The organism is Klebsiella electrica, assembly GCF_006711645.1.
Lineage (GTDB): Bacteria > Pseudomonadota > Gammaproteobacteria > Enterobacterales > Enterobacteriaceae > Klebsiella > Klebsiella electrica.
In genome coordinates this window covers 815,419-827,004 of record NZ_CP041247.1, presented here as the reverse complement: position 1 = coordinate 827,004, position 11,586 = coordinate 815,419, and the positions used below count along the sequence as shown (strand labels likewise).

Genomic DNA, 11,586 nt, shown 5'->3' with positions numbered 1-11,586 from the left:
AAAAACGCGCCGACAGCGATGATGGACATTATGCGATACGCTGGAGCCATACTGGTGCATGACTATTATTCGCCATCAGCGGCAGAAACAGGCATCCCGGATGCAACCGCCCTTCATCACCAATAATTGAGCACCGGCTGAGACCGGTGCCTTTATTTCAGGCCCGGATATCATCGTACTCGCGGGTATTATCAAACTCATGTTTAGCGAAGGGACAGAGTGGGATAATTTTACGCTGCTCTGCGCGCATCTTTTCCACCACTTTCGCCACCAGCTGTTTACCCACCCCCTGCCCTTTCAGGCTCTCATCGACATCGGTATGTTCAATAATGCTGAGATGCTCGCCGGTGGGGACAAAAACAATTTCCGCCACCTGATTCCCCGCCGCATCATTGACGTAAAACTTGTTATGACCTTCCAGTATTTCCATCATTTCCTCGCTTATTTCTGGCGATACTTCAGAGCGCCGCTCGGGCAGGTGTCGATTACCCGCACGACGGTGGCGACATCCACTTCATCCGGGATGATCCACGGTTTACGCTTCAGGTTGAAGAGTTTTGCGCTACCGCGAACGCAGTTTCCCGAGTGCTGGCAGATGTCCGTGTTGAAGTAGACATCAATCCTCTCTCCGGTATATGCGCGGTAGCCCGCCTCCAGTAATTCCTTATCCATGACATTGCCTCAGTTGTTTTTATTGTTCAGGAGCTAAGCATAGTCCTGCCAGCGCAGACCAGCTATGAGGATATCCCAAAACCTCCGCTCATATTTGTGCTGAACTGTCTGTATTAATGCGAAATAAACGATTTTATATTCACTACAACCTCAGCCTCGACCTTGATTACCCAGTTAAAATAGCGCATGCGAATTTCCCCATTCGCTTTTATTTCGCCGAAAGGGCGATTAAACTCACACCACAATGGTATGAGTGCTCAGGAACTATCCTTTGAATTATCGAGTGAAGCTGGCCCGCCCGGCGCTATTATTTATGTTCTCCTTTCTCTCTGGTTGTTCATTATCACCAGCGATTCCGGTATTAGGCGCCGCATTTCCTGGCTGGTTCTTCTGTTTATTGGGCGGCGTGTTGTTACTCATACCCTGTCATATCCTGATCGTCCGCAAAGGCTGGCAATCGCGTTTTTCTCCGCTGGTATTTAGCTACCTGGCTCTGATGTTCCTGTTCGCCACGCTCCTGTGGTTCCTTTTCTTTGTGTACTAAGCCCCTATGACAAACTCCAGCTCAAGCGTATTACGGAAAAAGTGGCCTCTGCTGGCCCTCGTCCTCGCCGCGATCGTGGCGCTTATCCTGGTTATCTGGCAGCTTCAGACCTCGCCGGAAACCAACGATGCCTACGTCTACACCGATACCATCGACGTGGTGCCGGAGGTGAGCGGCCGGATCGTGGAGATGCCGATCCGCGACAACCAGCGGGTGAAAAAAGGCGATCTGCTGTTTCGTCTCGATCCGCGCCCGTACCAGGCGATGCTCGATGATGCCCGGGCGAGGCTGGCCACCCTGGATGCGCAAATCATGCTGACCCGGCGCACAATCAAGGCCCAGGAGTACAACGCCCAGTCCGTCGCCGCCGCGGTAGAGCGCGCAAAGGCGCTGGTTAAACAGACCACCTCGTCACGTACGCGTCTTGAGCCGTTAGTCCCGCAGGGCTTCGCGTCGCAAGAAGATCTCGACCAGGCGCGAACCGCCGAAAAAGCCGCCCGCGCGGAACTCGACGCCACCCTGCTGCAAGCGAAACAGGCCTCGGCCGCCGTCACCGGCGTTGACGCCATGGTTGCCCAGCGGGCGGGGATTCTGGCGCAGATCGCGCTGGCGGAACTGCACCTGGAGTTTACCGAAGTCCGGGCGCCATTTAACGGCGTGGTGGTGGCGCTAAAAACCACCGTCGGCCAGTACGCTTCGGCGTTAAAACCGGTGTTTACCTTAATGGATGACGATCGCTGGTATGTCATCGCCAACTTCCGCGAAACCGATCTTAAAAACGTCCGCCCCGGCGTAGCGGCCAGAGTCACCATCATGACCAACCATGATAAATCGTTCGCCGGCGTGGTCGATTCCGTCGGCTCCGGCGTGCTGCCTGAAGGCGGGAGCGTGATTGAAGGCCTGCCGATTATTCAGAAGAGCATCAACTGGGTTCATGTGTCGCAGCGTTTCCCGGTGAAGATCGCGGTAAAAGATCCTGACCCCGAACTCTTCCGCATGGGTGCCTCCGCCAGCGCCGTTCTTCAGCCTCAGTAAGGAGGCGCTATGCAGAACCTCTGGTCATTTCTCACCCGCGAACTCCGCGACGCACCGGGACGGGCAAACTACACCCTGCGTCTGACCCTGAGCTGCGCGGTGCTGATCGCCCTGTTTATGGCCCTGCAGATCCCTTTTTTAGCCGTGGCGCTGATCGTGGTGTTTTACGTCAGCCAGCCCAACGTGCTGATGATAAAGCTGGTGAGCGTGGTCTTTTTCCTCACCGTCAGCGTGGCGCTGGGCGGTGTGCTGCTGATCATCAAATGGACTTATGACTACCCGCTGATCCGCCTGGTCGCCTCGGTCGTGCTGTTTTTCGGCGCCATCTATCTGATGCGGGTGCTGGGCAAGCTGGGGATGGCCTTTTTCGTCGTCGCTCTGGTGGTTATCTACGCGCAGACGTTCCCCTCGATGACCAGCCAAAGTGAGATTCTGGTGCGCCTGCTGCTCTGGCTGTGGGTAGCCATCAACCTCGCCATTGTGGTCACGCTGCTGGTCAACGCCGGTTTTCAGCAGGCTTTTCCCGGCTATCAGTTCAAAGCGAGGATGGTGGTTTTGCTCCGCGAGGTGGCGACGCTTCTCGCCCGACCGAATGCCAGCTCTGCGCCGACGTTCAAAGAAATTGCCCGACAGTTCGCCGAGCTTCAGTCGCTGTATAAGCAGGCGACCCGCTCCAGCCCCGAGATAGCCGACAGCCCGCAGGCGTGGCAATCCCTGATGGCCGCCACCCTTCACTGCTATCACCTGGCCGCGCTGCTTCAGCCGGAAGAGGCCCCTTCCGCCGGGCGTCTACAGCTTGCCGCCGCGCTCTCGACGCTGGCGCAGAATCTGGACGTCAGCACTCTCCCGGCAATCCTGCCGGAGGCCACTGCGCGGGATACGGCAAACCCTGTTATTTTGCAGGAGATGGCGACTACGCTGAACCAGCTGGCGCGCGGCGAACCGGTGCCGCTGCCGGCGGGGGAAGAGGAAAAAGCGCCTCTGCTGCTGCCTGACGCCTGGTCGAACCCCGCCTATTTGCACTTCGCGCTCAAAACGCTGCTGGCAACGCTGCTGTGCTACGTTTTTTATACCGCCGCCGACTGGCAGGGGATCCACACAATTATGCTCAGCTGCGTGATTGTCGCTCAGCCGGGGCTCGGCGCGACGCTGCAGAAGACCTGGCTGCGCATCGGCGGCGCCCTGCTCGCTACCCTGCTGGCGCTGCTAATGATCGTGTTTATTCAGCCGCATAGCGAATCACTCGTCGGTCTGCTGGCGATGACTCTGCCGGTGATGGCGCTGTCGGCCTGGATAGCCTCGGGGTCTGAACGCATCGCCTACGCCGGGATTCAGATCGGTTTTACCTTCTCGCTGGCGTTTCTCAGCTGGTTTGGGCCACTGACTAATTTGACCGAACTGCGCGATCGCGTCATCGGTATTTTGCTCGGCGTACTGGTCTCTTCGATTGTCCACCTCTACCTGTGGCCGGATAGTGAAGCCCCGCAGCTCAAATCGCGGCTGGCCGACCTCTACCGGCGGATTGCGAATGACCTGCGCGCCAGTCGCGACGAGGTGAAATTAGTCCCGCTGTTTCACGCCCTGAACCGCGCCGAAACGCTGATGCATCGGGTGGCGGCTGAACCGCTGAATGCATATGCCCACCCGCATCCCGAGGCGAAAACCTGGCCGGTGAAGGCCACCTGGACGCAGGCCCTCGAAATCGTGCGCTTCAGCGAAGGCTACCGGCTGTACGCCGCCCCGGGAGATACCTTTCTGCGCCGCTGCGCCGGGTCGCTTGAGACCTACGCCGATGATATCGACCAGCAGCAGACGCCCATGCCGTTCGGCGAGCTTCAGCCCGACCCCGGCAATCCTTTTGGCCCCCCGCTGGTCACCCTGCTGACGACATTGCCAGGCTGGTCGTCCGCCCCTTCAGCGCTTTCGCGACAGGCAGATAAGTCATGAGAAAAATGGACACCGCAGCCCGCTTCCTGCGCTACTCACCGCTCGCCTTCGCCCTGACGCTGGTTACCGGCTGCGCCTTAATTCAGGACGATCCGGGCCAGGTCACTATCGTAAACCCGCAGCAGGCTGAACTCGCGCAGGTGATTCACCTCGCCAACAGCGGCTGGCCAGCGGCCAGATGGTGGGAAGGCTATCACGATGCCCAGCTCAATATGCTGGTCAACCGCGCGCTGCAAAACTCCCCGACCCTGCAGGCCGCCCGGCTGCGGATTGCGCAATCGCAGTCCACCATTGAGCTGGCGCAGTCGGCAATGGGCGTCCAGGCCACCGCCGTGGCGGCCCAGAACCGGCTGCGGGTTACCAACAAACAGTTCACCTGGCCCTACTCTTATTCGCTGCCGGTCGATAAAAACGGTCCGTGGTACACGCTGAATACCGTCGGCGTCGGCGCCACGCTGAATATTGATTTGTGGGGAGCCGATCGCGCCCGCGTTGCCGCCGCCATTGGCGAGAAAAATGCGCGGCAGGCCGAAACGGCCGGAATCGAGCTGGATCTCGCCAGCAGCGTGGCGCAGCTGTACTTTGCCATGCAGGCCACCTTCCAGAAGATTGCCTTGTTGCATCAACTGGAAGAGATTGCCCGTCTCTCTGTGCAGGCGCATGAGCACCGCACCCGGCGCGGCGTTGAGGATAGCGTGGATATCGCCAATGCCCAGGCCGAGCTGCTGGCGGCGCAACAACAGGTGATTACGGCAAACGGGACGTTGACGCAGTACCGGGAAACATTGCGGGCGCTGATCGGTGCCGATGCGCACAGCATGCCGGAGATCCACCCGGTCCCGCTGCCGACGCTACAGGAGACGCTGCCCGACTCGCTCTCCTTTGAACTGCTGGCCCGCCGCCCGGACCTCCAGGCGCTGCGCGGCTATGTCACGGCATCGTTAAGCCAGGTCGATGCGGCGAAAGCGGCATTTTACCCGCACTTTGATATCAAGGCATTCTGGGGATACAACGCCCTGAGCGTCGGGGATCTGTTTAAATCGTCCTTCCAGCAGTTCAACCTGCTGCCAGGCCTGTATCTGCCTCTGTTCGACGGCGGCCGACTGAATGCCAATCTGCAATCGGTCCGTACCGCCAGCAATATTCTGATCAAGCAGTACAACCAGGCGGTACTGGATGCCGTGCGCGATGTGGCGATCGGCTCCAGCGAGCTGAACGATCTGAATCAGCAGGTGGTGTTACAGAAGCTGAAGGTGACGGCCGCCATGGCCACCTCCCGCAGCGCCAGCGCCCACTATCAGCGAGGGCTGGTCAGCTACTATGCGGCTCAGGAAGCGCGTCGGCCCGTCATCGCTCAACAACTGCTCCTGCTGGATATCCAGGCGCAGCGGTTGAGCAGCGACATTACGCTGATTAAGGCCTTAGGCGGGGATTACCGCGGCCCGGCGCTGGAGAATCTGGGGCAACAGGCGCGCTGAGGCGCCGCTTGCGCGTCAGTCGAATAACTGCCACTCGCGCGCCCGATTCAACGCCTGAATCCGACCATTGACCTGTAGCTTTTCGTACAGCTGTTTGAGATGCCATTTCACGGTTTCGGCAGTAATTCCTAAGGCCCGGGCGATCTCTTTATTGGAGTAGCCTTCGGCGATCAGCCCCAGCGTCTGCTGCTCCCGCTCGGTCAGGCGAAGCTGCGCGGGCGCCCGACGGCTGGCCAGCGGCAGGACTCCGGCCGCGCTGAATCTGGCGAGATGCTGCGCCAGCGCCTCGCTGAAGCCCTCATCGTGCCCCCCGCGTTGCTGAATTGCCGCCAGCAATGAGGCCATCTCCTCTCCGCCATCGAGCAGGCTGCGCCACAGCTTCTGCTGAAAGGCGCGACGCAGCGTCGGGATCCCCAGCGTTATCGCCCGCTCCTGTTCTCCGGCGCGCCACAGGGCAATGGCCTGCATAAGCCGCAGGCGTACCGCAAACAGCCACTCGCCGCCGCGCTCCTGCTCAGCGGCCAGCGTATCGAGCTGCCGCGCCGCCGCCAGCGGTTGTCCGCCGGCCATCAGCATCCGGCTGTGGCTGAGGGTTAAACAGGCGCTCACCACGTCATTTTTCTCCGCGCCGGGGGACAGCCCCTGCAGGCGAAGAAGCAAACTGTCGGCCGCCGCGCTATCGCCGACGTGGAGCGCATTGGCAATACGCTCAGCCAGCAGCGGCGCCTGCGCCCGCAGCCATCCGCGCTGAACCGCCAGACCTTCGGCATGCAGCAGCAGCGATGTCATCTCATCCGTCTGCCCATGACGTTGCGCCAGCCTCGCCAGCACGATGTAACAGCGGCTAAACCCATCCGGCGGGCAAAAGTCATCGATCGTCTCAAGACGTAGCGTCAGCAGAGTGGGGATGCGCTGCACCTCCCCCTGCTCCCAGGCGATTTCGGCCAGAATCGGCGCCAGGGTGGCGCCGCTGCTGGAGTGAGAACCGGTCTGCTGTTCGGCATACTGTAGCGCCCGCTCCGCCTGCCGCTGCGCTTCGGCCAGATTGCCCTGGCGCAGGTATCCCTGGGCCATGACAAACGCCCGGTAGACCTCCACGAACAGATTACGATTCGCCACCCGCACGCCCGATACCCGCTGCTGGACATCCAGCGCCTGCTGTGGCCGGGCGTTCGCCAGATGGCAGTAGCTGAGAATATTGCATACCAGACCATCCACCCAGATATCGCCGCAGGGCACCTCATGCAGCAGCGGTTCCACGATAGCAATGCTCCGGGCAATATTGTCGGCGAAGGCTTCGCAGATAGCCCGGACGACGCGGAGCTTCACCCATGAACTGTGGGCAATCTCGCTGCGGTTGGCGACCGCCAGCGACTCAATGGCGTCCAGCAGTTGGCGGGCATCGTGAAAGCGAAAGCGGTGCGCGAGCGCCCAGGCGAGATTGGTTTGCAGCTCGATACGGGAAGGGTCCAGATTGGCCGGCAGATAGCGGATCCAGCGCACCATCGTCTCGATATCGCCCTCTTCCGCCAGTGACTGCACGCCGGCTTCCGCATGCCCGGCGCCCGTTTTTCCGCCTTCCAGCGCATGGCGAATCGCCTCCGCCCACAGCTGCTGGCCGGCAAACCAGTTGCTGGCCTGTTCATGCAGCACGCGGATATCCACCTGCGCACTGTGCTGCAGACGATACAGCAGCGCTTCACGCATCAGCGGGTGGTAACGGAACCAGAACCCGTCCGTATCAAGGGCGGAGAGAAACAGATTGTGCCGGGCTATCCACGCCAGCATGGCTTCTCCGTTGCGTTTCCCGGTCACGGCATCGCACAGCGACGGATGCAGGCGGTTGAGTATTGAGGTGCGCAGAAGAAAGTCCAACACCCCGGCGGGCAATGGCGCAAAGATCACCTCTTCCAGATAGCGGGAGAGCGCGCGGGAGGTGGTATTCAGCTTGCCGTCGGTCGGGCAATAACGGGCGCTGCCGCTTGCTAAAGCCGCCATTTTCATACCGGCAACCCACCCCTCCGTGCGGGCAATCAGGCGTGGGATCTCCTGCGGGTCCGGCGCCGGGGAGATCGAGGTTGAAAAATAGGTTCTGGCCTCCGCGACATTAAACCGCAGCGCATGATCATCGATCTCCACCAGCCGATCCTGCATGTGCAGACGACTCAGCGCCAGGGGCGGCTGGCTGCGACTGGCAATAATCAGATGCAGAGACGGCGGCGCGTGATTCAGCAGCCAGTTCATACCATCATGAATCTCCGGGTGGGCGATATTCTGGTAATCATCGAGAATCAGAGACAGCGGAGCCGGATAATCATGCAGCTGGTTGACGAGACCGGCGAGAAACAGCCGGAAGTCGTCCCCGGGAGCGCCCTCCGGCAGAGCCTTCTCCGCTTGCCAGAGCGGCCGCAGCGCCGCCTGCAGATAGCGCATAAACAGCAAGGGCGTATTGTCATCTTCGTCAATGCTCAGCCACGCCAGCGAATCGCCCTGCTGCTGTCGATGCTGATACCACTGGGCCAGCAGCGTGGTTTTGCCGAACCCGGCGGGGGCGCATACCAGCGTCAGCGTGCTGGCGAGCGCGGCGTCCAGCCGCTGCAGCAGACGTTCGCGCGGCTGCAATACCCCCGGCGAACGCGGCGGCGTAAAGCGAGTCGCAATAAGCGGCAAGGTGCGCGCAAGGCGGAACGGTTCTTGATGAACAAATCCGCTCAATGCGTCATCCGTCGGGGGTAACAATTCCATAGCGCCATGACCTCCTCATCCCATGCATACGCCATTATCCCCCCCAACCGGGGGGTAGGCCACGTTTATCCATACCTATAAAGTAGTTTTATCCTTTGCCACCGATGGGCGATACGCCAGGTCTGCGCCTGCGTACAGCGAACCTTTCTCCATCAGGCATCCATCGTTTCTTAATCAGTACAAGGTGTGTACAGAAATGGCTATCGAAAATAAAGTTGCTTTAGTCACCGGTGCCGGTCAAGGCATTGGCCGCGGTATTGCTTTACGTCTGGCCAAAGAGGGTGCGTCGTTAATGCTCGTCGACGTGAACCCGGAAGGGATTGCGGCGGTTGCCGCCGAAGTTGAAGCGCTGGGTCGTAAGGCCGCCACCTTTGTGGCGAATATTGCCGAACGTGACCAGGTGTATGCCGCCATTGACCAGGCGGAAAAAGAGCTGGGTGGTTTTGATATCATCGTCAACAACGCGGGGATTGCCCAGGTGCAGGCGATCGCCGACGTGACGCCTGAAGAGGTCGATCGCATCATGCGTATCAACGTTCAGGGGACGCTATGGGGCATCCAGGCCGCGGCGAAAAAATTCATCGACCGTAAGCAAAACGGCAAAATTATCAACGCCTGCTCCATTGCCGGCCACGACGGTTTTGCTCTGCTGGGGATCTATTCCGCCACTAAATTTGCCGTTCGCGCCCTGACCCAGGCGGCGGCGAAAGAGTACGCCAGCCGTGGGATCACCGTAAACGCCTACTGTCCGGGGATTGTGGGGACCGGCATGTGGACCGAAATCGATAAGCGTTTTGCCGAAATTACCGGTGCGCCGGTCGGCGAGACCTATAAAAAATATGTTGAAGGGATTGCGCTCGGCCGTGCGGAAACGCCGGACGATGTGGCGAGCCTGGTCTCTTATCTGGCCGGCCCGGATTCCGACTATGTTACCGGCCAGTCGATCCTGATCGATGGCGGGATTGTTTATCGTTAATGCCCGCTGCGGGTCGTCTCAGACAGACGGCCCGTTTTCCCGCCCTCTTCTTCTTACACACCCGCTGACCTCCCCTGAGCGCGTGCCTCCTCGCGCTGGCTGATGGCTATTTGCCGTTAAACTGCAGGCGAAAAAAAAGCTGGCGCATCACGCGCCAGCCTGCAGAGTGTCGCTTTCCGTTGCCATCAGGCTTGGGTCAGCGGTTTCTGTGCGGCTTTGTCCTGGGTGTTTTCCAGCATCCGACGCACCGGTACGATCAGCACGCAAAGCACGGCGGCGCAGATCAGCAGCGCAATCGAACAACGCGCGAAGAGGTCCGGCAGCATATCCAGCTGGTCGGCCTTCACATGGCCGCCGATCAGGCCAGCCGCCAGGTTACCCAGCGCACTGGCGCAGAACCACAGCCCCATCATCTGGCCGCGCATTCTTTCCGGCGCCAGCAGCGTCATGGTCGCCAGGCCAATCGGGCTCAGGCACAGCTCGCCCAGGGTCAGCATCAGAATACTGCCTACCAGCCAGAATGGTGATACGCCGGTCCCACCGTTGTTCAGCACGTTCTGTGCCGCCAGCATCATCAGGCCAAAGCCCGCTGCGGCGCAGAGAATGCCGATGACGAATTTGCTGATGCTGCTCGGGCGGACGCCATTACGCGCCATCGCCGGCCATGCCCAGCTAAATACCGGCGCCAGCAGAATAATAAACAGCGCGTTGATTGACTGGAACCAGACCGCCGGGATCTCAAAGCTGCCGATCATACGGTTGGTATAATCATTGGCGAACAGGTTGAAGGAGGTCGGCTTCTGTTCAAATGCTGACCAGAAGAAGGCGGCGGAAACCAGCAGAATAAAGCACACCAGCAGACGGGCGCGCTCTTTGCGACTCAGTCCGGCGAAGGCAAACAGATAGATAAAATAGAGAACGACCGAAGCGGCAATCACGTATACCAGCATGCTGGCAACGGCAACAGGGTTAACCACAATCACGCCCTGCGCAATCAGCGTGATAATCACCGCGGCGCCCACTGCCAGCGCCAGCAGCCAGGCGCCCACGCCGTTCTTCTTCGCCACCGGACTGTTCCAGGTTGAATCGAGGCCCACTTCGCTGTCGTAACGCTTCATCGCCGGTACCGCGAAGACCCGGAAGATAACCAGCGCCACCAGCATCCCGATGCCGCCGATGCCAAAGCCCCAGTGCCAGCCGTGTGATTTAATCAACCAGCCGGAAATCAGCGGCGCGATGAACGACCCCATGTTGATGCCCATGTAGAAAAGTGAGAATCCACCGTCACGACGCGCATCTCCCTTCTTGTACAGCGTGCCAACCATAACCGAGATACAGGTTTTGAACAGACCCGATCCCAGCACGATGAACATCAGCCCGATAAAGAACAGGTTGTCGCCCAGCACCGCTGACAGGGCAATCGACAGATGACCCAACGCGATGAGAATCGACCCGTACCAGACCGCCTTTTGCTGGCCCAGCCAGTTATCCGCCAGCCAGCCGCCCGGCAATGCCGCGAGGTACATACTGCCGGCGAAGATACCGACGATCGCCGAGGCATTTTCACGCGCCAGCCCCATTCCGCCGTCGTAAACCGTGGCGGCCATAAACAGAATCAACAGGGGACGAATGCCGTAAAACGAGAATCGCTCCCACATTTCGGTAAAGAACAACGAACCCAGCGGATAAGGATGACCAAAGAAGGTCCGGCTTTCATTTTTATTCACAGAGGAATGCATAACTTCTCCAGATAAGGTGCACCGCAGCGCAGAGAGACCGCGGAAAGCGTGTTAGCCATTTTTACACTGGCCAATCATTTACATGGGGCATGATGTTTTTTAACTATTTGATAACCAGTATCTGGTTTTGTCTAGCCCCTTACCCCCATCTTTTAGATGAAAAGTCGACAAACGTCTACTTTTATAGATTTAAAGTTGGCTGACAACAAAATATGATTGACATCTCAAATGATAATAATGCATATAATTATTTGTTTATAAACAACAAGTTAATAAACTATGCATTCATACTCATGGATAGCATGCGTCGCGGATAAAACGCGATAGAAAGTAGGGTAAATACGAGGTTGGTCTTCACGACAGGGGAAAGTCTCGATAAATCACGCTCTTGATGATTTAGTCACCGCGTGATGCTCGCGTACGCAAACGGCGGCGAGGCGGACAGAAGCC

Annotated in this window: 9 protein-coding genes; 5 read left to right on the top strand and 4 right to left on the bottom strand. The window is 59.1% G+C overall.

From position 1 onward, the window contains the following. Positions 1-157 precede the first annotated feature (157 nt). Together Electrica_RS03980 and yjdI are read right to left on the bottom strand one after the other, a co-directional pair. On the bottom strand, positions 158-430 hold the full coding sequence (locus Electrica_RS03980) for a GNAT family N-acetyltransferase (RefSeq protein ID WP_100684349.1): 273 nt from the start codon (positions 428-430) through the stop codon (positions 158-160). An 11-nt stretch (positions 431-441) separates the two neighbouring features. Beyond that, positions 442-672 carry a 4Fe-4S mono-cluster protein YjdI gene (gene yjdI, locus Electrica_RS03975; RefSeq protein WP_100684348.1) on the bottom strand — a complete coding sequence of 77 codons (231 nt, stop codon included), beginning with the start codon at positions 670-672 and terminating at the stop codon, positions 442-444. Between the two features lie 313 nt (positions 673-985). Between yjdI and Electrica_RS03970 the strand changes: the two genes are divergently transcribed. Genes Electrica_RS03970 through Electrica_RS03955 form a run of 4 tightly spaced genes read left to right on the top strand, consistent with a single transcriptional unit; the run spans position 986 to position 5,676 of the window. Beyond that, on the top strand, positions 986-1,216 hold the full coding sequence (locus Electrica_RS03970; RefSeq protein ID WP_407081248.1) for a YtcA family lipoprotein: 231 nt from the start codon (positions 986-988) through the stop codon (positions 1,214-1,216). Between the two features lie 6 nt (positions 1,217-1,222). After that, a complete protein-coding gene (gene mdtN / locus Electrica_RS03965; RefSeq protein ID WP_141963538.1) occupies positions 1,223-2,251 on the top strand; it encodes a multidrug transporter subunit MdtN in 1,029 nt (342 codons plus the stop codon). Between the two features lie 9 nt (positions 2,252-2,260). Beyond that, positions 2,261-4,198, top strand: coding sequence for an FUSC family protein (locus tag Electrica_RS03960; RefSeq protein ID WP_141963536.1), 1,938 nt, complete (start codon positions 2,261-2,263; stop codon positions 4,196-4,198). A 5-nt stretch (positions 4,199-4,203) separates the two neighbouring features. Next, a complete protein-coding gene (locus Electrica_RS03955; RefSeq protein ID WP_208764242.1) occupies positions 4,204-5,676 on the top strand; it encodes an MdtP family multidrug efflux transporter outer membrane subunit in 1,473 nt (490 codons plus the stop codon). Positions 5,677-5,691: 15 nt separating this feature from the next. Here the strand turns inward: Electrica_RS03955 and Electrica_RS03950 are convergent, their stop codons facing one another. Then, positions 5,692-8,421, bottom strand: a complete 2,730-nt coding sequence (locus Electrica_RS03950) for a LuxR C-terminal-related transcriptional regulator (protein WP_141963532.1) — start codon at positions 8,419-8,421, stop codon at positions 5,692-5,694. 196 nt (positions 8,422-8,617) lie between these two features. Between Electrica_RS03950 and Electrica_RS03945 the strand changes: the two genes are divergently transcribed. Beyond that, a complete protein-coding gene (locus tag Electrica_RS03945) occupies positions 8,618-9,397 on the top strand; it encodes an acetoin reductase (RefSeq protein ID WP_131048619.1) in 780 nt (259 codons plus the stop codon). Positions 9,398-9,582: 185 nt separating this feature from the next. On the opposite strand, the gene Electrica_RS03940 is transcribed toward Electrica_RS03945, so the two are convergent. Beyond that, positions 9,583-11,136, bottom strand: a complete 1,554-nt coding sequence (locus Electrica_RS03940) for a peptide MFS transporter (RefSeq protein ID WP_100684341.1) — start codon at positions 11,134-11,136, stop codon at positions 9,583-9,585. Between the last annotated feature and the right edge of the window lie 450 nt (positions 11,137-11,586).